The sequence below is a fragment of the Simplicispira suum genome, assembly GCF_003008595.1.
Classification (GTDB): Bacteria; Pseudomonadota; Gammaproteobacteria; order Burkholderiales; family Burkholderiaceae_C; genus Simplicispira; species Simplicispira suum.
This window is the reverse complement of record NZ_CP027669.1, coordinates 315,119-338,406: the sequence shown is the minus strand read 5'-3', so window position 1 is coordinate 338,406 and position 23,288 is coordinate 315,119. Positions and strand designations below refer to the sequence as shown.

The 23,288-nt window shown below is 64.4% G+C and carries 20 protein-coding genes; 7 read left to right on the top strand and 13 right to left on the bottom strand.

Annotated features, from left to right (window positions below):
• Positions 1-3: 3 nt before the first annotated feature.
• Positions 4-345, bottom strand: a complete 342-nt coding sequence (locus tag C6571_RS01615; protein WP_106445152.1) for a DUF2917 domain-containing protein — start codon at positions 343-345, stop codon at positions 4-6.
• Positions 346-715: 370 nt separating this feature from the next.
• On the opposite strand from C6571_RS01615, the gene C6571_RS01610 reads away from it, so the two are divergent.
• Entirely contained in the window at positions 716-1,981 is a 1,266-nt protein-coding gene (locus C6571_RS01610) for a mechanosensitive ion channel family protein (protein WP_106445151.1), read from the top strand.
• Positions 1,982-2,059: 78 nt separating this feature from the next.
• Positions 2,060-3,076: an oxygen-dependent tRNA uridine(34) hydroxylase TrhO gene (gene trhO, locus C6571_RS01605; protein WP_106445150.1), complete on the top strand. Its 1,017-nt coding sequence runs from the start codon at positions 2,060-2,062 to the stop codon at positions 3,074-3,076.
• 215 nt (positions 3,077-3,291) lie between these two features.
• Here the strand turns inward: trhO and C6571_RS01600 are convergent, their stop codons facing one another.
• On the bottom strand, positions 3,292-4,854 hold the full coding sequence (locus C6571_RS01600) for a phospholipase D family protein (protein WP_106445149.1): 1,563 nt from the start codon (positions 4,852-4,854) through the stop codon (positions 3,292-3,294).
• A 63-nt stretch (positions 4,855-4,917) separates the two neighbouring features.
• Positions 4,918-5,250, bottom strand: coding sequence for a hypothetical protein (locus tag C6571_RS01595; protein WP_106445148.1), 333 nt, complete (start codon positions 5,248-5,250; stop codon positions 4,918-4,920).
• 131 nt (positions 5,251-5,381) lie between these two features.
• Between C6571_RS01595 and C6571_RS01590 the strand changes: the two genes are divergently transcribed.
• Positions 5,382-6,320, top strand: coding sequence for a M14 family metallopeptidase (locus tag C6571_RS01590; RefSeq protein WP_245901352.1), 939 nt, complete (start codon positions 5,382-5,384; stop codon positions 6,318-6,320).
• Between the two features lie 143 nt (positions 6,321-6,463).
• Here the strand turns inward: C6571_RS01590 and C6571_RS01585 are convergent, their stop codons facing one another.
• The 3 genes from C6571_RS01585 to C6571_RS01575 all read right to left on the bottom strand — a co-directional run bounded on the left by C6571_RS01585 (position 6,464) and on the right by C6571_RS01575 (position 10,687).
• Positions 6,464-7,786 (bottom strand): GGDEF domain-containing protein, encoded by a 1,323-nt coding sequence (locus C6571_RS01585; protein WP_146139289.1) that lies wholly within the window; start codon positions 7,784-7,786, stop codon positions 6,464-6,466.
• 589 nt (positions 7,787-8,375) lie between these two features.
• Positions 8,376-9,359, bottom strand: coding sequence for an FHA domain-containing protein (locus C6571_RS01580; protein ID WP_106445146.1), 984 nt, complete (start codon positions 9,357-9,359; stop codon positions 8,376-8,378).
• Positions 9,356-10,687, bottom strand: coding sequence for a S1 family peptidase (locus C6571_RS01575; protein ID WP_245901351.1), 1,332 nt, complete (start codon positions 10,685-10,687; stop codon positions 9,356-9,358). Before C6571_RS01575 ends, C6571_RS01580 begins: the two co-directional genes overlap by 4 nt.
• A gap of 762 nt (positions 10,688-11,449) precedes the next feature.
• Here C6571_RS01575 and C6571_RS01570 point away from each other — a divergent pair.
• Together C6571_RS01570 and C6571_RS01565 are read left to right on the top strand one after the other, a co-directional pair.
• Positions 11,450-13,084 (top strand): FecR domain-containing protein, encoded by a 1,635-nt coding sequence (locus tag C6571_RS01570; protein ID WP_106445144.1) that lies wholly within the window; start codon positions 11,450-11,452, stop codon positions 13,082-13,084.
• Positions 13,085-13,149: 65 nt separating this feature from the next.
• The gene (locus tag C6571_RS01565; RefSeq protein WP_146139288.1) at positions 13,150-15,942 is read left to right on the top strand and encodes an EAL domain-containing protein; all 2,793 of its coding nucleotides are present in this window, start codon (positions 13,150-13,152) and stop codon (positions 15,940-15,942) included.
• A 74-nt stretch (positions 15,943-16,016) separates the two neighbouring features.
• On the opposite strand, the gene C6571_RS01560 is transcribed toward C6571_RS01565, so the two are convergent.
• Positions 16,017-16,649, bottom strand: coding sequence for a DUF937 domain-containing protein (locus C6571_RS01560; RefSeq protein ID WP_106445142.1), 633 nt, complete (start codon positions 16,647-16,649; stop codon positions 16,017-16,019).
• A 187-nt stretch (positions 16,650-16,836) separates the two neighbouring features.
• Between C6571_RS01560 and C6571_RS01555 the strand changes: the two genes are divergently transcribed.
• Positions 16,837-17,910 (top strand): hypothetical protein, encoded by a 1,074-nt coding sequence (locus C6571_RS01555; protein ID WP_106445141.1) that lies wholly within the window; start codon positions 16,837-16,839, stop codon positions 17,908-17,910.
• A 197-nt stretch (positions 17,911-18,107) separates the two neighbouring features.
• On the opposite strand, the gene C6571_RS01550 is transcribed toward C6571_RS01555, so the two are convergent.
• Together C6571_RS01550 and C6571_RS01545 are read right to left on the bottom strand one after the other, a co-directional pair.
• A complete protein-coding gene (locus tag C6571_RS01550; protein ID WP_106445140.1) occupies positions 18,108-18,389 on the bottom strand; it encodes a hypothetical protein in 282 nt (93 codons plus the stop codon).
• The gene (locus C6571_RS01545; protein WP_106445139.1) at positions 18,356-18,952 is read right to left on the bottom strand and encodes an ATPase; all 597 of its coding nucleotides are present in this window, start codon (positions 18,950-18,952) and stop codon (positions 18,356-18,358) included. Before C6571_RS01545 ends, C6571_RS01550 begins: the two co-directional genes overlap by 34 nt.
• 55 nt (positions 18,953-19,007) lie before the next feature.
• Between C6571_RS01545 and C6571_RS01540 the strand changes: the two genes are divergently transcribed.
• Positions 19,008-19,433 (top strand): hypothetical protein, encoded by a 426-nt coding sequence (locus C6571_RS01540; RefSeq protein WP_106445138.1) that lies wholly within the window; start codon positions 19,008-19,010, stop codon positions 19,431-19,433.
• A 41-nt stretch (positions 19,434-19,474) separates the two neighbouring features.
• Here the strand turns inward: C6571_RS01540 and C6571_RS01535 are convergent, their stop codons facing one another.
• From C6571_RS01535 to C6571_RS01520, 4 genes are all read right to left on the bottom strand, one after another.
• On the bottom strand, positions 19,475-19,879 hold the full coding sequence (locus C6571_RS01535) for a hypothetical protein (protein WP_106445137.1): 405 nt from the start codon (positions 19,877-19,879) through the stop codon (positions 19,475-19,477).
• Entirely contained in the window at positions 19,863-20,486 is a 624-nt protein-coding gene (locus C6571_RS01530; RefSeq protein ID WP_106445136.1) for a transcriptional regulator, read from the bottom strand. Before C6571_RS01530 ends, C6571_RS01535 begins: the two co-directional genes overlap by 17 nt.
• A gap of 107 nt (positions 20,487-20,593) precedes the next feature.
• On the bottom strand, positions 20,594-21,463 hold the full coding sequence (locus tag C6571_RS01525; protein WP_106445135.1) for a GIY-YIG nuclease family protein: 870 nt from the start codon (positions 21,461-21,463) through the stop codon (positions 20,594-20,596).
• The gene (locus tag C6571_RS01520; RefSeq protein ID WP_106447969.1) at positions 21,463-23,283 is read right to left on the bottom strand and encodes a glutamine--tRNA ligase/YqeY domain fusion protein; all 1,821 of its coding nucleotides are present in this window, start codon (positions 23,281-23,283) and stop codon (positions 21,463-21,465) included. Before C6571_RS01520 ends, C6571_RS01525 begins: the two co-directional genes overlap by 1 nt.
• Positions 23,284-23,288 lie beyond the last annotated feature (5 nt).

Below are 23,288 nucleotides of genomic sequence, written 5' to 3'. Positions count from 1 at the left end.
TTTTCAGGCCACGCGCACGGCCGCTGGAGAAAGGGCATGAATCGACAGCGGCGATCGCTCCATGCACGGATGCGACTCGCCGGGATCGAGAACGATATCTACGGGCGTGCCATCAAAGCACAGCCACAACCTTCCGTGCAGACAGAAAATTGTTCGACCAAACGGCTGGTTGATCCACACGGTTTCCCCCTTGGCCATGGCTTGAGGCACCGTGCCACAAGACGCTTCGCGCAAGTGCGCAGGCGCGGGCGCAATGAATCGCGTCAGAAATTTCGCGATCGGGAGCAATGTCTCTGCGGCACCGAAGTGCCTCGCAAATAGTGGCTGGTGGTGGATAGCACGCATGGCTGGCTCCGGCGGTGGGCTGGTTGGTTGAACGAGCTTGTGCTTTGCACTGCGCGCCGTCTTTAAGCAGAGCTGAAAGCTTGCTAAACCTTGCTAAACGACATTCTGTGACAGGCTGCGGGCCGAACAGTCGAGGCACGACTCCCCTGCGTTCGAGATGGTCCAACTGCAGCGCACCCAGAGCCAAGCGCCGCTGGACAGCCCGCGAGACAGGGCCCACACCACAGCGTTGCACAGCTCGTCTACGCTGCTCGCCAGCCTTGTTCTCAGGCACCCGCAGCACACCCTCGCGCGCGAATGGCCTATGGTGTCGCCATCGCGCTCTTGGCGCCAACAAAGGTTTCCTTTGCTGCTGAACCACTTTTCTCCAATGGTATTTCTGGCGACGCTCGAACCCTGGCTGCAGGCGCTGATCGGCATGGTGGCCTTGCTGGTGGCGGCCATTGCTTTGCGCCTGCTTGCGCTGTGGGTGCTCAAGCCGGTACTGCGCCGCGTGCGCCGGCGTGCCAATGCCTGGCCTACCGACATCCTGCTGGACGACGCCGTGCTGGTGCTGTTTGCGCGCATGCTGCCGTGGGCAGTGGTGCAGCGCGGCGTCGAGCTGGTTCCGCACCTCAACACCACCGTAGCCACAGTGGTCAGCAACGTCGCCATGGCGCTGATCGCCCTCCTGGCGGTGCGCATGCTGATGGCGATGCTCGACGCGCTCCTGGCCCTGCAGCAAAAAGGCAGTGCCGAAGACGCAGACCAGGCCTCGGCGCACCGGGTGCGTTCCATCAAGAGCTACGTGCAGTTGGGCAAGCTGATGCTGATGCTGGCCGGTGGCATCGTGGCCGTGGCGGTGCTGATGGATCGCTCGCCGCTGATCGTGCTCTCGGGCCTGGGCGCGATGTCGGCGGTGCTGATGCTGGTGTTCAAGGACACCATCCTCTCGTTCACCGCCGGGGTGCAGCTCTCGTCCAACGACATGCTGCGCATTGGCGACTGGATCGAGATGCCGCAGGTCGGCGCCGACGGCGACGTGATCGACATTGCGCTGCACACCGTCAAGGTGCAGAACTGGGACAAGACCATCACCACCATCCCCACCTGGCGGCTGATGACCGAGAGCTACCGCAACTGGCGCGGCATGAGCGAGTCGGGCGGGCGGCGCATCAAGCGCACGCTGCTGCTGGACGCGAGCACGATTCGGTTTCTCGACGAGGCGCAAACCGAGCGCTTCTCGGCTTTTGCGCTGCTGCACGAGTACATCGAAAACAAGCGCGCCGAGGTGGAGCACAGCAATGACGAGGCGCGCAGCGTCCTGGGCGAGCGCGTCGAGCTGATTGCCAACCAGCGGCGCCTGACCAACATTGGCACCTTCCGCGCCTATGTGCTGGCTTACCTGCGCGCCCACCCCGGCATCCACCAGCGCATGACGCTGATGGTGCGCACCCTGCAGCCCACGGCCGAAGGCGTGCCGCTGGAGCTGTACTGCTTCACCTCGAGCACCGCATGGCTGGTGTACGAGGCCACGCAAGGCGACATCTTCGACCACCTGCTGGCCATCCTGCCCGAGTTCGGCCTGCGCCTGTACCAGCACCCGAGCGGTGCCGACGTACATGCCGGCGTGGCGGCACTGGCGCGCGGCGAATAGTCCGCAAGGGGTTTTGGGGCTGGCGACGCTCTGCGCGGCGCCAACGCGCTGAAGGTGACTGGGTATGATTTCCCTCCCATGCCCCACTACCTCACCGCCGCCCTCTACCAATTTGTCGACCTGCCGGACTACGCCGCCTTGGTGGCGCCGCTGAAGGCATTTTGCGACGCGCAGGGCGTCAAAGGCACGCTGCTGCTGGCGCAAGAGGGCATCAACGGCACCATCGCCGGCTCGTCCGAGGGCGTGCATGCGGTGCTGGCCTGGCTGCGCTCGGACGTCCGTTTGGCGGGCCTGCAGCACAAGGAAGCCAACGCCGAGGTGTTGCCGTTTCATCGCATGAAGGTGCGGCCCAAGCGCGAAATCGTCACGCTGGGCGTACCGGGCCTGAACCCGGCGAAGAACGCCGGCACCTACGTCAAGCCCGCCGACTGGAACGCGCTGATCGACGAACCCGATGTAGTGCTGGTCGACGTGCGCAACGACTACGAAGTGAAGATCGGCAGTTTCGACGGCGCCATCGACCCGCTGACCAAGACGTTCTCAGAACTGCCCGACTGGGTGGCGCGCGAGGCCCAGCCCGGCGGCGCGCTGGCCGGCGAAGGCGACAAGAGGCCGCGCGTGGCGATGTTCTGCACCGGCGGCATCCGCTGCGAAAAATCAACCGCCTACCTGCGCACGCAGGGTTTCGACGAGGTCTACCACCTGGAGGGCGGCATCCTCAAATACTTGGAAACCGTGCCGGCCGAGCAAAGCCGTTGGCACGGCGATTGTTTTGTTTTTGACGAGCGCGTGTCCGTCGGCCACGGCCTCACGCCCGGCCACCACGAGCTGTGCCGCTCGTGCCGCTGGCCGCTGGGGCCGGCTGAGATCGCCTCGCCGCTGTTTGAGCGCGGCATCAGCTGCCCCTACTGCCACGGCACGCGCAGCGCGGACGCGTTGGCTGGCCTGGCCGAGCGGCAAAGGCAGGTGGAGCTGGCGCGCCAGCGGGCCCAGCCGCACATTGGAGCGCGCATGCCCGAGAAGGTGAGCGCTGCGGGCACGAGCGCGGAGGCGCTGGAGCCTGCATCGCGTGCATCGACAAACAAACGTGATTGAATATCAAAAACAATAGCTGTTAGCGCTTTACCAGTAAGCGCTAGAGGCCATTTTTGCTTGATTTTTTGGCAGAGGTAACTGCCCCGCCTCCTTGGCACGGTGCAGGCATCGGGGGCGCAGTGCAACTGGCGGATCACGCTGCAGCGCAGCGAGACGCGTACTCAGACTCCCATCCCGGACCAGCAAGCCCGGCGGCCGTCGCGAACCCTAAGCCCTCACAACAGCCATTCAATCGGCAACCAGCTCAGCGCTGTCAGCCCGGCACGGCTCCACCAGCTGCTGCCGGGCTCCACCTTGTGCACCACCGGCGGATCGGCAAAGTCGCGCCAGACGACCTTGCCGCTGTCCGAGAGCGCCAGCGTGTAGGAGCGCTTGGGCACCTGGGTTTCAAACGCACTCTCGATGCGCTTGGCCAGCACCGGGCTGTCGATCAGAAAACCCAGCTCGGTGTTGAGCAGGGCCGAGCGCGGGTCGAAGTTGAACGAGCCGACGAACGCGCGCTCGCCGTCCACCGCAAAGGTTTTGGCATGCAGGCTGGAGCCTGAACTGCCCAGCGGGTTGAGCCGCGCGACCGGGTCTTTGCCGCCGGTGGCGGTGCTTTGCATTTCGTACAGCGCCACACCACTCTTGAGCAAGGGCTTGCGCCGCTTGGCGTAGCCGGCGTGCACCAGCGGCACATCGGTCGCCTCGTAGGCATTGGTCAATATTTGCACCGCCACGCCGCGTTGGCGCATCGCAGCCAAAGCCTGCACGCCGGCGGCGGTGGGTACGAAGTAGGGCGATACCAGCGAGAGCGAGCGCTGGGGCGCGCCCAGCAGGTGGTAGAGCTGATCGACCAGCAGCCCGCCGCGCTCTTCCTTGGCCAGGCCTTTGGCCGGGTCGTCGCTGACCATGCGCACCACGCTCCAGTCCAGAGCCACGCGCTGCTGCAGGTGGTCGTTCACAAACGCGGTGTTGCGCACCGCATCGGCGTAGGCGCGCGCCTCGGGTGAATTGCGGATGCGCGCGGCATCGCGCGCCAGCGGCGCCAGGCCTTCGGCGCCTGCGGCCGGCAAGATGGCCTGCACCGGCCAGGCCGAGGCGCTGGCCCAGTAGCGGTCAAAGTCTGCCGACACCTCGGGCACGATCGGGCCAATGGCCAGCACGTCCAGGTCGCTGAACAGCACGCCGTCGGTGGCGCCAAAGTACTCGTCGCCCATGTTGCGCCCGCCAATGATGGTGGCCTGGTTGTCGGCGGTGAACGACTTGTTGTGCATGCGCCGGTTGGCGCGCGAAAAGTCGGTCAGATAGCCCATCGGCTTGGGCCAGCGCAGCACAAACGGGTTGAACAGCCGCACCTCGATCTGCGGGTGCTCGGCGAGCGCGGCCAGCCTGTCGTCCAGGCCCGATGTGCCGCCGTCGTCGAGCAGCAAACGCACGCGCACGCCGCGATCGGCCGCGTCCACGAGCGCCTGCATGAGCAAGGTGCCGGTCTGGTCGGCGTGCCAGATGTAGTACTGCACGTCCAGGCTTTTCTCGGCCGCTTCGGCCAGCAGCATGCGGGCCGCAAAGGCTTCCAGCGGGTCGAACAAGGCGTGAACCCCGCTTTTGCCGTCGCGCTGGCGGGCGACCTGCGCTGCGGACGCGCGGCCCAGGCGCGTTTCTGCGGTGTGCTCCGGCCCAAAGGCGCTCGAGGGCACACGCTCCGGCGGCGGTGGCAGCGAGCAGGCGCCAACGAACAGTGGGAGCATGAGCATGGTCAGGAAGCGAATGGCGCGGTCTCCAAAGGGGTGCTTCATGCTAACGCCTGGGGCTGGTGCTGCCCTACGCCCCTGTGCGGCTGGCTGTGGATGGGCGCGCGTTCACGCTTGCCACACACCAAACCCGGCCGAGCGCAGGTCGATGCCGACCTCGATCTCCTTGTCCACGGCGTCGTCGTAGCGCATCGGGTTGAAGCCTTCGTACAAGTCGGGCAGCAGGCGCAGGCCATACTGGGTCACGTAGCGGTTCGCCTGAATGCCGGCCTTGTGCTTGTCAAAGCGCACATCCGGGTCGAGACCCGTCATGCCGACGTAGACACAGGGCTTGCCCTCGACGTAGCCAGGGTTGTTCTTGCGAAAACGCGCTTCCAGCAGCACGTCTTTGTGCAGTTCGATGACATAGACGTTGTGGTGCTGAGGGCGGCGGCGGGGCATGGTGTCCGGTGTGGGTTGCGCTACAGGACATTGTCCAGCGGGCGCGGTCGGCACGCCAGGGCGCGGCGCCAAGCGGAGTTGGCGCTGTTCCCGGCAAAATGCGGGCTCTCTTCAGTACCTGCAGTCCACTCATGCGCATGCCAACCGACCGTTTCTACCCTATAGGCACCCCCGGTCAAGCCTGGAGCGAGGCCGAGCGCGACCAGTGGCGTGCGCGCCAAGTCCGCCAGCGCAGCTATGCCGACGACGTACTCGCCGCCATCGACATGCTGCGCAGCCGTTTTGATGTAGAGAGCTATGGCGAGCTGCGCTATGGCAATGCGCACCACGTTGAAGAGCGCTTTCCCCTCATGGCCCTGCGCAGCCGCAATTGGCAGCGCGGCCTGCCCAGTGTGTTGGTGACAGGCGGCGTGCACGGCTACGAGACCAGCGGCGTGCACGGCGCGCTGCGTTTTTTGCAAGCGCAGGCCGCAGGCTACGCCAGCCGGGTGAACCTGCTGGTGGTGCCGTGTGTCAGCCCCTGGGGGTACGAACGCATCCAGCGCTGGAATTTTGACGCCATCGACCCCAACCGCGCCTTCCGCGTGGACAGCGCAGCACAAGAATGTGCCGCGCTGATGCGCCTGGTGGCGCCCCTGCACGGCCAGTTCGCAGCCCACATCGACCTGCACGAAACCACCGACACCGACAAGACCGAATACCGCCCGGCTTTGGCTGCGCGCGATGGCAAGCCCTTTGAGCCATGCAGCATTCCCGACGGCTTTTACCTGGTGGACGACGCGGAAAATCCCCAGCCTGCTTTCCAGGCGGCCTTGATTGAAGCGGTGGGCCGCGTGACGCACATTGCGCCAGGCGGCGAGAACAACGACATCATTGGCACGCCTTTGGTGGCGCCGGGCGTCATTGAATACGCCAAAAAGGAACTTGGGCTTTGCGGCAGCATCAGCGGCGCGCGCTATGTGACCACGACCGAGGTCTACCCCGACAGCCCGCGCGCCACGCCTGAGCAGTGCATTGCGGCCCAGGTGGCGGCGGTGTGCGCGGCGCTGGATTTTGTGTTGGCGATATGAGGGTGGGCTTGCCTAAGCGGCTTCCTTGTGCGATGCGGCCGTAGCGGCTATCGGCAGCTGTACTTGCTCTTTTGCACAAACCGGGGCGTGCCATGGGCGATGTCGTGCGAGGTCTGGTAGGGCACCAGCGCCTGGCCACCGGTTTATTGTGTGGCCTGTTGGGGCACGTCGACTTCGGCTCCCATTTCGCTTGCACACACGACGCGGTCGCGCCCTGCCTGCTTGGCACTGTACAGCGCGGCGTCGGCGGCGCGGATCTGCTGTGCAGGGTTGTTGTTCGGCCCGTCGGCCACCCCCACACTGACCGTGAATACGGGCAGACCGGCGCGGCTGCAGGCCGAGGGAAGGTCGGCTCGGCAGCGCTGCAGCAAGGCCGCAGCCGAAGTGATGTCCATGCCAGGAAGAATGAGCAGGAATTCCTCGCCGCCGTAGCGACACAGGATGTCTTCGCGCCGGATGCAGCCACGCACCACCTCTACCAGAAGCTTGATGGCGCGGTCGCCAACCTCATGGCCATGGCCGTCGTTGATCTTCTTGAAGAAATCGATATCCAGCATGGCCACCACGTACTTCTCAGTATGCTGGGCTAGGCTGGCCAGGCGTGCCTCGCCGCTTCGCCGGTTGGCAGCGCCGGTCAGCGGATCGGTCGCCGCTTCGCGCGCAGAGTTCGAAATGGAACGCACCACCGCCAGCCTTGCACCCACGTGGTGCGCTGCGGTGTTGAGCGACTGCAGCAGCCGGTACAGGCTGGGGTCGCCCGAGGGCCCCAGCGCCCGCAGCACGCCGACGCCTGCCCCCGCCACGGTAATCGGTGTGCAGGCGGCAGCGCAGTTGCTGGCCATGGGGCCACGCATGCCGCGGCAGGCGCTCAGGGTAAGGCTGTCTTCAAAAACCGTGCCCATCCCACGGCGCACGGCGGGGCAGTCGGTGGGGCTATCGACATAGCAGCGCCCTTCGTCGTTGGTCCAGCCTTCGATCAGGTCAAAGCGCATGGCCGTGTCTGGCGAGTCGGCCAGCAGCATTTGTGCGGGAGCTCCGTCGGTAGCCAGTGTCAGAGCCTGGCGGGCAATGCGCAGAATGGATTCCTCGTCTTCCGCCATGTCCAGCGCCGCCGTCAGGCGCACGTTCAGGTCGTGCGTGCGCAAACGCTCGTGCAGCGAGGCCGATTCGCGCTCCAGCGAATCACGCGCGGCCTGTGCCTCGCGCCGTACCGGAACGCACAGAAAAAACCAGACGGGCGCCGTCGCAACCAGCAGGAACAAGCCCGCTTCCAAGGTTACACGGCCGATCAAATTCAGTCCTTCCCAATGCGGCATCAACCACGTGCGCAAGACCGAAGATCCCACGGCGACCAGCACCAGGATGAGCCAGAAGCGCACCTCCGTCCGCGCCCAGAGACTGGGTGATGGGGTGGTTGCGCTATTGGCTGCCGCAGACCCGGGGTTGGCGAAGTCGAGTTTCGTCATGGACGCCTCCTTGTACAGAAATGCAGCACGACAGCACGACAGCACGGGCTCGGCGACCACCCAAGCGCTACAAAATTTTTTGGACGGAATTTTGTATTTCAAAATATGCCGGTACTTTGATTCAGATCAGGGGTGGGCGTGAGGGGTTTGGCTGGCTTCTCCGGTGCAGAGGTGGCAAGGAGCACGGCCAGGATCCCTGGTGCCCCTCGGAAAAATGGTGTCGGCGGTGGATGTGGGCGCTGATCGTTTGGTTGAAATGCCCATATTGGAGTTGACCGTTACCCCACTGGATTTTCTAGTGAAAATTTCAAACAAAATTGGTCGCCAGCGCTTATTCAGTAATCGCTATAAGCTATTGAAAACGTAGCAAAAAATGTGAGTGCATGGGCACAATGCGCTGCAATGCCCGCAACGTTTGCTACAGCACCGCATTGGGCAACTGCATGGTCAAACCTGCATGCAGCGCCCCGGCCGGACAACCTGGTTTTGCAACCGATCAAGGGCCTTGCCGAGGCCGTGCGCGACCGACGCGCCAGAGGCTTCAGCCGCTCGGGCCAGGACGGCGCGCATGGCAGGCAGGGACAGCCTCCTAGTCGTCCTCGTCCGCGTGGCCATCATTGCGCAGACGCCGGTCCAGGCGGCCGCGCAGCGTTTCCGTTTCCTGCAGAAACTGCGAGATGGGGACGGCCGGGGCAAGCCGCAGGCTCGGCGGGAACAGGCTGCTCATGTAGAGTTCATTCGACAGCCGCATGCGGTCGAGCCACTGGGTCCCGAGCCACGCCGGCACACCCAACAGCACCACGGCGCCTACGGTCCATGCCAGGCCGGCGCGGCGGCGTGGCAGCACAGCCGCCAGGTGGGCATAGATGCCGATCGCCATCACCAGGGAGATCAGCAGGTAGGCGAAGCGCGAAAGCGTTTCCCACGAGAAAGCGAACGCAGCCAGATTGGCAGCCACCTGCATCGCTTCGGCCGCCAGGTACATGGCGCAGGCGATGCGTACGTGGCGCCAGAACTGCAAGCGGCCGTCAAACACCTTGTTGGCAATCGCCCACAGACCCGACCAGGCGCCCAGCATCACCACCAGGCCCAGCAGCAGGCCGGGCAGCGATTTGAGGTACTTCGAAACCTCGTTCGCCTCCAGCCACGACGAGCCCAGCACCGCAGCCGCCATCAGCGCCACCAGGACGGTGGTGGTGGCCAGCGTACGCCACGGAAACTGTGGCAGCACTTGCTCGTCGGCGATGGCCGTATCGGCCAGGCGCAGCGCCATGCGGGTGCGGCCGATTTCCAGCGGCGTGCCGTCCGGCCAGTCAAAACGCCCGCCACTGCCATGGCGCTTGCGGTGCAGGATGGCGCCGTTGCGGGTCTCGCCCACCTCCACGCTGACTCTGCGGGGCGCGTCCACCGGGCGGTCGATGCGCAGGTGCAGGGGCGCAACGAAGGGGTCGTCCAGCACCAGGTCGCAGTGCAGCCCCCGACCCACGGTCACGGGCCAGTGCGTGATGGGCACGCGCGCCAGCAAGGCGCCGTGGCGGTCAAAGGCTTCCAGCAGTCCAAGGGTCGGCATCATGGCGCGGCCTCCCAGCGAAACGCCTGCAGGTAGCGGTCTGCCAGTTTCAGGCCGTTGTCGAAAGCGATGCCGTGCACGTCGAGGCGGGCCAGCACCCCTTGCGTCGATTGGTTGATGGTTGCGGCCATCACGGTCATGTCGTACAGCCCCGGCAGTTTGCGGTAGGCCGACATGCAGACGACCGCCCGCAGGGGCAGGCCGCCTCGGTCGACATAGCGTTCAGTGCACTCGGCGGCCGTCTGGCGGCGGTTGCCGCGCTTGAGGAAGGGCTCGTTGCCAAAGCTCTGCGAATAGGTCCGGGCGAAACGCGCGGCGCCCAGCGTCGGTGCATCGTAGGCCTCGTAGCTCAGGCGCACCGTGCCCGTGCTGAAATCACCGGCCACCACGTCGCTGTCGGCCTGGCACTTGGTGCGCTCCAGGTTCAGCGCGTGAAAGTCCGGATCGCGCCCGGAGCCCCAGCAGCGGGCGAGCGCGTCGTTGGGCACCGGCACCAGGTACTTGCCGTGGCGCTGCTCCTGAAACGGTGTTTGCAGGAAGCGCTCGGTCAGCAGATTCTGGTGCACCAGCAACTGCCGGGTCACTTCGTCGTAAGCCGGTTCGGTGATCGGTTGGGCCTGGGCGGCGCGCAGCACCAGCGCCTGGGCGAATTCGGCCGGAATCAAGAAACTGACCTGTTCGCCATCGAGCCGCTTGGCCACGTTGACGCCCAGCACACGTCCCGAATCGTCCACCGCCGGCCCGCCGCTCATGCCGGGGTTGAGCGTGCCGCCGAAGAAGATGCGTGGATAAAAACTGCGGCGCACCAGGCCGTTGTAAGTTCCCTCGGTGACGGCAAAACCGATGTCCAGTGGGTTGCCCAGCGAGTAGATGCGCTCGCCCTGGGCCAGTGCCTCGGCTGCCGGGCGAAATTCCAGCACCGGCGCGGGTGAGGTAAGGCCCTTGGCGCGCAGTACGGCCAGGTCGCGCCGAACGTCAAACGCCAGCAACTCGACTTCGCCTTCCTGACCATCAATGGTCACATAGGCGCCGCTGTAGCGTTCGGGTTCCAGTGCGAGCTGGCTCGCGACATGGAAGTTGGTGACGATCAGCCCGTCAGCCGAAACAAAAAAACCCGAGCCGATGGATGCCTGGGTATTGGAGTTGCGCAGCAGCGTGCGGATCTGCACCAGCTTGTCGCGCGAGAGCTCGTAAATGCGCCGGGCGTCGCGCGACAGCGCCGCAGCCGGCACTGCCGGGGCAGCGGGTGCGATGGCCGGCGCGGGCGCCGCGCCTTCCTGCGGGCTCCCCGCAAGCCCAGACACAGCCGACGCTGCGGCCCCTGGGGACATTGCGGCCGAAGCGCGAATGACCGGGGCACTCGCAGAGCCTGCGTTCGGGGAGCTTTGGGCATTTGCCAGGCCGCAGGCCGGCAAAAGAAGAGAGGTGACAAGCCGGAGCGGCCAGCGGGTGGGAAAAGGCATCGCGGCATTTTAAGAAGGCGATGCGGCGCAAGATGGGCCAGGCTGCTTGCGGTGTGGTGCTTGGTCGCAAACCCTCGCCACGGACCCCTGTTGCTACTGCTGCGTGTTCGGGATCAGGAAACCCATGGGACCGCCACTCTGGTGCCTATCGCAAGTACGCAGTCAATTCTCTGATTTCGACGAAATGGCTTCAAGGGCGTGTGCATCATGCGCAAATAGCTATAAGAAATGGGTTCTTTTCGACTCCATGGGCCAGGATGAATACCTGTCAAAGGGTGTGGAAGGCGGCCTCAAGCCCGGCGATACACCCCTGCGCATCCCCAGGTCGATACAGCGCTCGCTTTGCCGCGACATGAAGCCTGAGGCTTTCGCAGCCCGCGACAGTCCCGGCGTGCGCCAGACTTTTTGAAGGTGTGGGAACGTGTTCACGGTCTCGGAGAAAAGAACGCTTTACACCTTGGTGCGATACGGATTTTCAAAGCGGCACTTACACTAATTAATCAAAACAATGGTCCAGCGATGCCAAAAGCCTGTAGGGCCTCAGAGTGTCGAAGTCAGAAATGGGCCCTTGCGAATTGCTTGCAGCCAGCGACCTTCAGGCCGATAGTCTTCTAGACAGAGGGTAATGCCGTGCTCATTCACTCTTGCACCCTTCATCGCCTCCACACCGGCCTGGCGGGTCTGGTTTTATCGTGCACAGCGTACGCAGTACAGGCCGCAGACTTCCTCTATACCGTCCAGCCCGGCGACCATCCCTGGAATCTGGCCGAGCGTTATTTGAAATCTCCGTCGCTGGCGCAAGCGCTGCGCCGTTTCAACCATATTCCCGACGACCGCCGCATCCTGCCGGGCACGCTGCTGCGCATTCCCAAGGATTGGTTGAAGCTGGAATCTACTCAGGTCACAGTTCTGGCCGTTGCAGGCAACACCACGCTGCGCCACGGTCGCAGCCCAGAGCGTGCGGCCGTTGCGGGGGAACGGCTGCAAGCCCCATCGAACATTCGCACCGGACCCGATGGCAGCGCCACACTGCAATTCGCCGACGGAAGTCGCGTCATGGTGCGCCGTGACAGCGAACTTCAGCTGAAAGCCAGCGAGAAAAGCCTGCTCGGCAAAGCCAACGTCGTGGTTTTGTCGCTGCTGCGAGGCAGTGTGGAAAACCAGGTCACTCCCAGAGGCGAGAGCGGTGGCCGGTTTGAGATCCATACCCCCGCTGCCATTGCGGCCGTGCGCGGCACGCAGTACCGCGTGTCCATGGACGGGCAAACCATGCGCACCGAAGTGGTGACGGGCGCCGTCCATGTCGCCAACCCTGGCGGGCAGGTCACTGCCCAGGCGGCGCAGGGCACGCTCGCGCAAAACGGCCGGAGTCCCATCGCGCCGATTGCGCTGCTGCCCGCGCCCCGCTTGGACGACCTGCCCCAAACGATCGAGCGCCTGCCGATTGCCTGGCCGATCACGGCATTGTCAGGAGCCAGTCGCTACCGCAGCCAGTTGGCGGCCACGTCCGAATTCAGCGCCATGTTGTCCGATGAAGTCACCGACACTGCCCGCATTCGCGTACGCGACATCGATGACGGCACCTACGTTCTGCGGGTTCGCGGTATCGACGCCCAGGGCCTGGAAGGCCTGTCGGCCGAGCGCGCGCTGGTCATCCACACCCAGCCCGAGCCACCGCTGCTGATTGATCCCGCCCCCGAAGCCGTCACGACTGCAGCCCGCCCCAGTTTGCGCTGGACGCAGGGCGATGCCCGCCTGCAATACCGCGTACAACTCAGCAGCCATGGCAAGGCCGTAGACGAACAGGTCGTCGCCAGCGCCAGCGCTCAGCCACCACAAGACCTCTCTGCGGGCATCTACCAGTGGCGCGTGGCGGCCATTCACCCCACGAAGGGCCAAGGCCCCTGGGGCGATGCCCAGCCATTTCGCCGTGTACGGCCTGGCCCTGGGGTAGACATTCCCACGCCCCAGGATGGCAGCCTGACCCTTCGCTGGACGGCCCAACCCCAAACTGCCCGCTACCACCTGCAGGTGGCGCGCGACGAAACTTTCGCCGACCCACTGATCGATACAGAAACGGATGCAGTCCAGTTCAGCCTGAAGGATCTGCTGCCCGGCCCACACCATGTGCGGGTGCGGGCTACCGGCACCGACGGCTATACGGGTCCGTGGGGCGGTACACAAACCTTTGTGGTTCCCGACCCTCCGCCCAGTCACTGGCGGGCGTTGATTTTTCTTCTCATCCCACTGCTGGCCGTTCTCTGAACTCTCTGCCTGCGCCCCATGGAGGCCGCGCCTCCCACTGGCTCCCGTCCCGCTGGGAGCATGCGGTGCAACGCGCAGCTTGGTGGTTGGCGGGCACCGCCACAGCCCTGGTTCTGTCTTGGCTGAACCCAACTGCGGTACAGCGCCTGGACCTTCTGGCCTACGACCTGCTGCTGCCCACCATCACGGCCAGCGCCCAGCCGCCAGCGGTCGTGGCGATTGACGATTCCAGCCTGGCCGCGTTGGGCCGGTGGCCTTGGCCGCGTGAAGTGCATGCCCAAATGATCGACCGGCTGCATCAGGCTGGGGCCAGTGCCATCGGAATGGCGGTGCTGTTCACTGAACCGGACGCGCGCAACCCCGCCAGCGATGCAGCTCTGGCCGCCGCCATCGCCCGCCAAGGCCACGTTGTGCTGGCTGTTGCCCCAGCCCAGCAGCCAAGCGGCCAGATCGCCGCCGTGCCTCTGGCGCCATCGCTGGTTTTGGCCAATACAAAAACGCCGCCCGGCCTGGGCCATGTCGATGTGGAAGTGGATTTGGACGGACAGGCGCGCCGCATCCACTTGATGGCGGGCAATAGCCGGGCCGACACACCGGCGCTATCCTTGGCAGTGCTGCAGCAAGTCTCGCCCAGCCCCGTGGGGGATCGACTGCTTCCCACGAACATCTCCCCGCGTCTTGCCACCACCTGGGTGCGTGAACACGAGGTGCTACTGCCCCAGGTGCGCGGCCTCCCCACGCTGTCATTTGCACAGGTCCTGAGTACGCCCCAGGCGCTAGACATGGTGCGGGACCGGGTGGTATTCGTCGGCATCACCGCCAGCGGGTTGGGTGGTGAATTGACCACGCCGCTTGCGGGCAGCCACGCCACGTTGCCATCGGTGATGTACCACGCGCAGGCGTTTGAGGCACTGCGCAGCCAGCGCTGGATCAGCCAAGCACCTGCACCGCTGGCGCTGCTGTTGGCGGTGCTGACAGTTAGCGGCGTTGCGCTGGTACCTGTGCGTCAGGGTCGCCACATGATGCGTGTGAGTGCACTGTTGGCACTGCCTTTGCTGATCAGCGCCGGGGTCCTGCTGGCCACCAGTATCTGGCTGCCGCCCGCCATCGCCACACTGGCCGTGGCCGTGGCATTGGGCTTTTGGTTGATGCGCAAGTTGCGGGTGATGAACCGCCAGCTGCTGCGCACCCGCCAGCATGCCTTGTCCACGTTGCACGCCATTGACGAAGCCGTCATCACCATCGACGCGCGGCTGCACACCATTCGATTTGCCAACCCGGCTGCCCAACTGCATGCCCCAGGCCAAACCTTGCTGGGCCAGCCACTGCATACCGCCTACCCCTTGACCGAAGACAGCATGGAGCGCCTGGTGGTCGCGATATTCGAATGCCTGGGCCGGGGATGCCGGGTCCATGTGCGTGAGCCGCTCAACCTGGCCGCCCCTGGCGGTGGGCGCGTGCTGCAGGCAACGGCCAGCCCTTTGCGCAGCCCGGAGGGCGCATTGGATGGAGCGGTTCTGGTGTTTGCCGACGTCACCCATTCCGTGGCTGCCGCGCGCGCGCTGGACTTTGCCGCCCACCACGATGCGCTCACCGGGCTGGCCAACCGTGCGCTGCTGCACGAGCGGTTGAACGTCGCGCTCTCGCGGATACAGCGCAGCGGCGGTAGCTTGGCTGTGCTGTTTCTGGACCTGAACCGCTTCAAGTACATCAACGACAACCTCGGTCACCGCGCGGGTGACGAAGTGCTGCGCGTGATGGCCAGGCGTCTGAGCACGCTGTGTCGTGGCACCGACACCGTGGCCCGCTGGGGTGGTGATGAATTTGTCTTGCTTCTCGAAGATGTGGACGGCCACGAGGGTGCAGCCGCCGCCGCTGCCAAGGTGGTCGATGCGATGGCCCTGGACGTCGTGCTGGACGCAAGCTTTGGTGACATCACCTTGCCGAGCGCGGGCAGTGTCGGTGTGGTGTTGGCACCGCAGGACAGCATGGACCTCGATGCCCTGCTGTCCATGGCCGACATGGCCATGTACCGCGCCAAAGCCCAGCCCAGGGCTTGTTTTCAGTTCTGGTCCAACGACATCAATACCCGCATGCACAAGCGCCTGACGCTGGAGATGGACCTGCGCCAGGCCCTGCGCGACGACCTGCTTGTGCTGCACTACCAACCGCAGTTTTCACTCACGACACAGCGAATGGTCGGGATGGAGGCGCTCATGCGCTGGCAGCGCACGCCAGAGCAACTGGTAATGCCCATTGGTTTTATCCAGATAGCAGAAGAATGCGGGCTGATTGTCGACATGGGCGCGTGGGCCGTGCTGCACGCCGCACGGCAGGTGGCGCTGTGGCTGCGCGCAGGGCTCACACCGGTGCCTATCGCCGTCAATGTTTCGGCCCGCCAGTGTTTGAACCGCGACCTGGTGCAGGTGGTGCGCCTGGCCCTGCAAGAGACCGGGATCCCCCCACAGCTTCTTAGCCTGGAGATCACCGAGACCACCGCAATGTCCGATGCCGACCAGGTGATCGGACTGTTGCAAGACATCCGCGCCTTGGGTGTGCGACTGGCGGTGGACGATTTCGGCACCGGCTATTCGTCGCTGGCGCACCTCAAACGCTTCCCCATCGACGAGATCAAAATCGACCGCTCCTTTGTCAGCGACATTGCCACCGACAAGGACAGCGCTGCGATCGTGCGCGCCACCATTGCCCTGGCCCACAGCATGGGCCTGCAGGTGGTGGCTGAAGGCGTGGAAACCGAGGAGCAAAGCCGCTACCTGGCCGGCCAGCACTGCGATGTCGCGCAAGGATACCTATTCGGACGCCCCGAGCCGATCGAGGTCGCAACGCGGTGGATGTAGAGAAGACGACCGTTCGAAAAGGACCAAGCAGCCGGACCCGCCCGCAGGTCAGAAACGACTGAAGGGGCGCTGTTTCAGGGGCTTTGGCGCCGCCCGCCCAGCAGCCCACCGCCGATTTTCATCAGATCGCTCAGCCCCACCTGGCCGTCGCCATCCTGGTCGAGCAGGCTGCCCAGCAAGCCTTCCCCCAGCCCACCTTGCTGCTGCACGCGGGCGTGCTCCTGGCCCAGCACCTGGCCCAGGCCGCCGGCGTTCATGCCACCACTGTTCATGCGCTGCGCCAGGAATGACATCACGATGGGGGCCAGCATTTGCAGCAACTGGCCGGCATTGGCGCCCAGCCCCGTGGCTTGGCCCAAACCCGCCTCGGCGCGCTGCTGGCTGCCGCCAAAAATGTGGCCCAGGATGGCCGCACCATCCGTCTGGCCGCCACCCGCGCCGCCGCCACTGCCACCCAGCAACGAACCCAGCAATCTCTCCAGATCGTTGCCGCCGGTGTGGTCGCGTTGCAGCGCGCCAAACAGGTCCATGGCGCCTTGCGGCTCGCTGGCATTGCGGCCCAACTTGCCCAGCAGCAGCGGCAGGGCCGCGCCCAAAGCGTCTTGCGTCTGCGCAGGGCTGGTGCCCAGTTGCTGCGCCATCTGCTGCAGCGGCGCGCCCTGCAGTTGGGCCATCAGGTCGTCGACAAGGGAGGGGAGAGTGCTCATGGCAAGTGACCTTTCTGAAAGAAGCATGGATCGCCAGGTCCTGCAGACATAGTAGGTCACGTTGGCGAAAATTCTGCGCGGCACAGAGGCTGGTTGCAGGGATGGGAGTCTGGCGCCCGGTTACGCTGTCGATAGACGCCTGCCCTCCGTTCAAGCTAGCGTGTGCTGGCCGCCAGAAAGGATTCGCATGGAATGGCAACACATACTGGACACGTTTGCGCGCATGCCGCTCGCAGACCAGCAGACTTGGTGGCGTGGCGCTGCCGGTCTGCTCACGCTGATGTTGGGACTGCTCTGGCTGGAAAGCAGGTTCTTCAAGCAAAGTGGGCGTGTGCACAGCTGGGTGACCGTGCGTCTGGTGTCGGCCGTGGCGGCGCTCCTTGCACTGGCCGCAGTGGTGTTGCCAGCGCGCGCCGTCGGCGGCCCCGAGGCACTGGGCATCTTTGTTGGCGCGCTGTACACGGTTGCGCCTCTGATTTGGTTTGGCAGCCACCTGCTGGCAGGGCGGTGGGTGCGCCCGCCCCTCACACGCGCCGAGAGCCTGGTGCTTGGGGTAACCGGTCTGGCGATTCTGGCGATCCCAGGCGCCGCTTTCTTCGCAGCGCAGGCGCCACTGCAAGCCGCCTCGCGCGAGATCGGCCAGCGCCGCGAGGTGCCGGCCGACAACCCGCCCTTGCAGCACTCGGTGCAAGCCGTGCAGCGCTACCACCTGGCGGGAGTGGGGCTGATTTACACCCAGTCGCTGCTGGGCGCACCCGATACGCGCCTGGTGCGCGTGGAGCAGCGCCAGGGCGGGCAATGGCCTACAGACCAATCCACCGCCCACCCCATCTACTGCACCAATGGCAACGACGTGCACTTGATGTGGTCGGCCCAGGAAGCACCGCCCTACCTGCGCTTGCATTGGGCGCAAAGCAATGCCGCCGTGGTGCGCTCCGAATTCACGCCTCACATGGCTTTTGATGCGACGCCTCCCCCGGCGGAATTCACCATCGGGTTTCGACCCGACGGGGTAGACCCCATCGCTCCGATTCCGCGTGCACGCGCCTACCTGGTTCTGACCAAGCAAGGGCTAGCGCCCTACACCCAGATGCTCGGCAACCCTCCCGGTGCCGGGGAAGTGCGCAGCACCGATTGCGTGATGAACGGATTCCAACGCGTGGCCAGCAGCGCAGACTGGCAGGTGCAGGCCATCGGGGTGCTTTTTTACATGCCCACCGGCGGCGCGGCCTTGCGCAGCCTGATACAGAAACCCCAGTAGAGAGGACACCTGGGGCTCCGCAATGCCCACATAGACGTAGGGCTTTCGCTCGATATAGCCGGTGTTGTTCTGGCGGAGCTTGCTCTGGCGCAGCACGTCGCGGGAGAGTTCGATCCTGTAGACGTTGTGGTGCGGGCGTGCCATGTGCGGGTGGAACCTGCGACTTCGCCAGCGTGCGCTCCGCCGCGTTGCGGGCACTAATCCACCCGGTTGTGGATGGTCGCGCGCTTCCAGCCCTGCGTTGGGAGCTTGAGGCCTTGCGCGGCCAACTGCTGGCGGGCGTGCCGGGTGGTCTCTTTGAGCGCCTCCTCAATGCGCGACTGCTCCGCCGTGCCCTTGCGTGCCTTGGCGGCTTTTTCGGGTTTGTCGGCCTTTGGGTCTTTGGCGGCCTTGTCCAACTTCTCGACCTGTGCGACCTGGTCGGTCTTGGCGACGTTGGCAGGCTTTACGCTTTTGCGAGGGTCTGCAGCAGAAGCCATTTTTTTGAATCCTTCACAGAAATGCGCTTTGGGGTGCCGGACGCAATGATTTCCAGCGTGCCACTGGCATTGTTCAGCACCGACCAGCTGTCGGCCAGCGGCAGGTACAACTCGAACAGATTGTGCAGGCTGCGTGCAAAGCGCCGGTGCACATCCGCCGCTGGGATATTGTGCCCGCCCAGGCGCACGCGCAGCGCCACGCGCTGCACCGCCAGGTCTGAGCTGGGCAAGCTCACATAGAACAGCACCACCCGGTAGCCGCGTGCCTTGCACTGCTGCAGGAACAGCGCAAAGGTGCGGCTCGACAAGGTGCTCTCAAACGCAAAGCTGCTGCCCACGCGCGCCAGCTCGTTCAGCCGCCGCAGCATGATGCGGCCTGCCTCAAATGCCACCGTCTCCGGCGCGTAAGCGGCAAGGCCAACGGCAATCTGGTCGGCATTGACAAATTCGAGCACACCCAGTGCGCCCTTGAGCAAAAAAGGCGCAGCCGTCGATTTGCCGGCGCCGTTCGGGCCGCCGATGACCACGACGGTGGGCTGCTTGGGCGGGTGGGCGGTGTCCATGGGGGAGAGTCTAGCGGGCGGGGCGGGGGCGTGAGGCGATGGCCCGCTGCCTGCGTTGTTGCTGCAGGCAGCGCGTGCAGCTTGGAGGCGCAATCGTGGGAGCGGCATTGCCAACGCAGCACCCCACTACAACGGCACGGTCAAGGGGGAAATCGACGGCAAGAAGTTGGATGTCAAGGTCGTCTGCGAGCGCAGCAAGATCGGGAAGATGGACAGCCTCAGTGCCAGGTCTGACCCCGGCATGGAGATCGATGCGAAAGACCGCAATGGCGATGGCATCGCGGTCTCGGTCACTGGCGACATGTCTCAGCCGGCAGCGGCCTTCACCATGCTCGTGGGGGGCAAGGTGTACAAGTTCGGCGCAAGGCGCGACCTGAAGGTGACGGCCACGGGCTTGTCCCTCAAGGCGCATTTCAAACCCGCGCCCAACAAGCCCGAACTGACCGCCTACGACGTTGATTTGACGCTTGAGTGCGCCTAGTCAGGCCTTAAGCAGGGCACGGGACACGGCCTTGGCGTCTGTCACTGGAGGGCATTGGCCAGCGCCACGGTAGCCTTGACCAAGTCTTTTACCAAGCGCTCATCCACATCGAGCATGCCTTCGTATTCGCCCAGATTGCGTGTGTTGTGGCACTTGTCCAGAACGCGCCAGACTTCTGGTCCTAGGCCCAGGGTATGCGGCAATACCTGAAACACGATGTAGCGGTTGCCAGGGCGATAGCCCATGCGCCGTAGCGCTGCCAGGCACAAGGCATGCGCTGCGTTGTAAGCCAGATCGAAGCGGCTCTCCAATGCCAGTGTCGCGTTTTGCGAATCACGCAAGCGCGCGATGCCGGTGCGCAGCAAGCCAGCAATCTCCTTGTCATCTGGCGCTTCGACTTTGAGCGGCTTGCCGGGGCCGCTGAGGTTTTCAAGCGCTGGCTGCATCGATATGTTCCTCGTTGCCTATCAGCCATATTTTGGGCTGCTGCCACACGCGCGTCGCAAAGGCGTTGTCGTCGTGCAAGCGCTTGGTCCAGTCGGCGAAGCTGTACAGCGTCGGGTTCACTGTGCGGCCCAGCGACACGGCTGCGGCCTCGAGCGCGCCAAACACTTCGCCATAGCCGAGCGTGTTGCTGACGATCAGCACGTCCACATCGCTCTGCGCGGTGTCTTGCTGGCGGGCCAACGAGCCATAGATGAACGCGGCGTCTATCTGCGCTGCCAACGGCGCAAGCGCCGCTCGCAACACATCGGCCAACCCCATGGTTTTGAGCACCAGGCCGCGCAGCTCGGCAAACACCGGCGCATTGGCATTGGCCTGGTAGTGTTTCTGGTTGCCCTGCTTGCTGACGGTGAGCAAGCCGGCCTCTGACAAGCCCGCCAGCTCACGTTGCACAGCCCCAGTGCCCGACTGTGCCAGCGCGATCACCTCGTTGGCGTAATAGCTGCGGTCTGGCGTGCCGAACAGTACGGCCAGCACCCGCTGGCGCACTTTTGGGAAGAGGGCGTCTGCGGCGGACGCCGCAGCTGGCGGCAAAGTTTCAATACCCATATTGGGGTTGATCGTACCTTAATTGGGGTTTATTCGAGAGACTTTTATGAAAAGATGCTCTAGCGCTTATGCCGTAAGCGTAAGCAGCTACTGAAAGCAGAGCGAAACTAACCCGGCGCAGCCACCGTCTGCCGCTTTACTTCATCCAGCGTTCTGCCGCTGGTGTCTTTCCATTCGAACCAGCCGTTGGCAGAACGGCCTTGCAAGGCGACTGCGGCCATGCTCGGGCTCGAAAACAAATAGTCGCGGGTGAAAACCACGCCGCCGCCTTCCAGCGCCAATATGCCTTCCTTCAACAACTTTTCGCGGAAGCGTTCGTGCGAGGAGCCTTGGATGGAGGCCACATTTTCCAGGCGCCCGCGTGAGCCTTTGAGCACCACAAACCCCTCGGCCGTGTACTCGCCCACGCCATCGGCGCCTGAGCCTTTGCAATAAAAGAGATCTGCCGCGCCCTTGGCGGTGGGCGCGTTGGTCAGTGGCTCAAAAATCGGCTGACCCAGCGTGGCCAGCAGGGTCGCCGCAGTTTCGTGAATCTCGTGGCAGTCGGCTTGCAGCGGCGCGGGGGTGTAGGGCTGCGAACCGGCGTTGCCATTTTCCAGGCTATAGCGACCGGCTTTGGTGGCCTCGGCAATGGCCCACCACTCCAGAAACAGCGCGTGCGTTTGCGTCAGGCTGTTGGTCAGCGAGATAACCACCAGCGCGCGGTTCCAGAAATCTTTACTTTGGTTGTGCTGCACGAGTCGGCTGCCGACATTGCCAGACTGGCCGATGTAGGCGCGCGGCAAGCCGGCCTCGGACAACTCGCCCATCAAAAAGTACACGCCCACTTGCTGCGCTTCGGGCAATTTGAGGAAGTCTGCCAACTGGCTGCGGGGCACTTCAATGACGCGAACAATGCGGGTCGTGATCTCGGCCACGCGCATACCGCGCGGATCACCGGCGGGGAGAAAGATTTGGATGGTTTGGGGGCGGAGCATTATTTCCCCCAGGAATCCTTCAACCCCACCGCCAAGTTAAACACCGGCTTAGTCCCCTGCACGTGATCCACCCGATCCGCCACAAAGTACCCATGCCGCTCAAACTGAAACTTGTCGTCCGGTTGCGCCTGCGCCAATGAAGGCTCCACGATGGCAATCACCACCTTCAAACTGTCCGGGTTAAGGCTCTCAATAAAGTCCTTGCCGCCCGCATCGGGCTGCGCGTCCAGAAACAGCCGGTCGTACATGCGGACTTCGGCCTGCACGCCATCCGCCACGCCGACCCAGGTGATGGCGGCCTTGGCTTTCACGCTGTCGGCGCCGGAGGTGCCGCTTTTGGTGCCGGGGATGACGGTGGCGAGCACTTCGGTGACCTTGCCGTCCGCATCCTTGTTGGCGCCGGTGCATTCAATGACGTAGCCGCCTTTGAGGCGCACTTTGTTGCCTGGAAACAAGCGCTTGTAGCCTTTGGGCGGCACTTCCTCGTAGTCGGTGCGTTCAATCCACACCTCTTTGCCCATGCTGAAATGCCGCGCTGGCGGTGGCTCGGTGCCTTCGGGCACGTTGGGCAGGGCGGGCTGGGTGCAGGGCTCCAAGTGGCCGGCGCCGAATTCGGCGTCCCAGTTGGTCAGCACGAGCTTGACCGGGTCGAGCACGGCCATGCCGCGGTGGGCTTTGAGCTCCAGGTCTTCGCGCAGGCATCCTTCCAGCGTGGCGTAGTCGATCCAGCTGTCGCTTTTGGTGACGCCAATGCGTTCGGCAAACAGCTGCAGGCTGGCGGGCGTGTAGCCGCGCCGGCGCAGGCCGACGATGGTGGGCATGCGCGGGTCGTCCCAGCCGTTCACCTTGTGGTCGTACACCAGTTGCGCGAGTTTGCGTTTGCTGGTGATGACGTAGGTGAGGTTCAGGCGGGCAAATTCGTACTGGCGCGGGGGCGGGGCGCTGAGCAGGCCACCTTCGATCAATCGTTGCAACAACCAATCGTAGAACGGGCGCTGGTCTTCGAATTCGAGCGTGCAAAAGCTGTGGGTGATCTGCTCCAGCGCGTCTTCAATCGGGTGCGCGTAGGTGTACATCGGGTAGATGCACCAGGCGTCGCCCGTGTTGTGGTGCGTGGCGCGGCGGATGCGGTAGATGGCCGGGTCGCGCATGTTGATGTTGGGGCTGGCCATGTCGATCTTGGCGCGCAGCACCATGCTGCCGTCTTCGTGCTGGCCGGCGCGCATCTCGCGGAAGATTTGCAGGTTTTCGGCTGGCGTGCGGGCGCGGAAGGGGCTGTTGACACCGGGCTTGCTGAAGTCGCCCCGGTTGATGCGGATCTGCTCAATCGTTTGTTCATCGACATAGGCATGGCCGGCTTCAATCAGGTACTCGGCGGCACGGTACATGAAGTCGAAATAGTCGCTGGCCTGGTACAGGTTGGTCTCGCGCCCGTTGTTCCAGTCAAAGCCCAGCCACTGCACCGAGTCCTTGATGCTGCTCACGTACTCGGCGTCTTCCTTTTCCGGATTCGTGTCGTCAAAGCGCAGGTGGCACACGCCTTCGTAGTCGCGCGCCAGACCAAAGTTGATGCAGATGCTCTTGGCGTGGCCAATGTGCAGGTAGCCGTTGGGCTCGGGCGGGAAGCGGGTGCGAATTTTGGCCGGGTCGGGCGTGCCTGCGGCCTGGTGCGCAGCGTCGCCAGGGCTGCCGGCCCAGCGGCGGTTGGCGTAGGTGCCGCGTTCCAGGTCGCTTTCGATCACCTGGCGCAGGAAATTGCTGATTTTGGTGGCGTCCGAAGCGTTGGCGGCGGGCGTGGATGCGGGGGCAGAGGCGGTCATATCGG

Excerpts from the sequence above, each read along its gene's own strand:
- trhO (WP_106445150.1), top strand. The coding sequence starts at position 2,060 with ATGCCCCACTACCTCACCGCCGCCCTCTACCAATTTGTCGACCTGCCG.
- C6571_RS01545 (WP_106445139.1), bottom strand. The coding sequence starts at position 18,952 with ATGGACACCGCCCACCCGCCCAAGCAGCCCACCGTCGTGGTCATCGGC.
- C6571_RS01595 (WP_106445148.1), bottom strand. The coding sequence starts at position 5,250 with ATGCCCCGCCGCCGCCCTCAGCACCACAACGTCTATGTCATCGAACTG.
- C6571_RS01575 (WP_245901351.1), bottom strand. The coding sequence starts at position 10,687 with ATGTCCCCAGGGGCCGCAGCGTCGGCTGTGTCTGGGCTTGCGGGGAGC.
- C6571_RS01610 (WP_106445151.1), top strand. The coding sequence starts at position 716 with ATGGTATTTCTGGCGACGCTCGAACCCTGGCTGCAGGCGCTGATCGGC.
- C6571_RS01550 (WP_106445140.1), bottom strand. The coding sequence starts at position 18,389 with ATGGCTTCTGCTGCAGACCCTCGCAAAAGCGTAAAGCCTGCCAACGTC.
- C6571_RS01530 (WP_106445136.1), bottom strand. The coding sequence starts at position 20,486 with ATGGGTATTGAAACTTTGCCGCCAGCTGCGGCGTCCGCCGCAGACGCC.
- C6571_RS01615 (WP_106445152.1), bottom strand. The coding sequence starts at position 345 with ATGCGTGCTATCCACCACCAGCCACTATTTGCGAGGCACTTCGGTGCC.
- C6571_RS01590 (WP_245901352.1), top strand. The coding sequence starts at position 5,382 with ATGCGCATGCCAACCGACCGTTTCTACCCTATAGGCACCCCCGGTCAA.
- C6571_RS01555 (WP_106445141.1), top strand. The coding sequence starts at position 16,837 with ATGGAATGGCAACACATACTGGACACGTTTGCGCGCATGCCGCTCGCA.
- C6571_RS01585 (WP_146139289.1), bottom strand. The coding sequence starts at position 7,786 with ATGACGAAACTCGACTTCGCCAACCCCGGGTCTGCGGCAGCCAATAGC.
- C6571_RS01535 (WP_106445137.1), bottom strand. The coding sequence starts at position 19,879 with ATGCAGCCAGCGCTTGAAAACCTCAGCGGCCCCGGCAAGCCGCTCAAA.
- C6571_RS01560 (WP_106445142.1), bottom strand. The coding sequence starts at position 16,649 with ATGAGCACTCTCCCCTCCCTTGTCGACGACCTGATGGCCCAACTGCAG.
- C6571_RS01520 (WP_106447969.1), bottom strand. The coding sequence starts at position 23,283 with ATGACCGCCTCTGCCCCCGCATCCACGCCCGCCGCCAACGCTTCGGAC.
- C6571_RS01580 (WP_106445146.1), bottom strand. The coding sequence starts at position 9,359 with ATGATGCCGACCCTTGGACTGCTGGAAGCCTTTGACCGCCACGGCGCC.
- C6571_RS01600 (WP_106445149.1), bottom strand. The coding sequence starts at position 4,854 with ATGAAGCACCCCTTTGGAGACCGCGCCATTCGCTTCCTGACCATGCTC.
- C6571_RS01525 (WP_106445135.1), bottom strand. The coding sequence starts at position 21,463 with ATGCTCCGCCCCCAAACCATCCAAATCTTTCTCCCCGCCGGTGATCCG.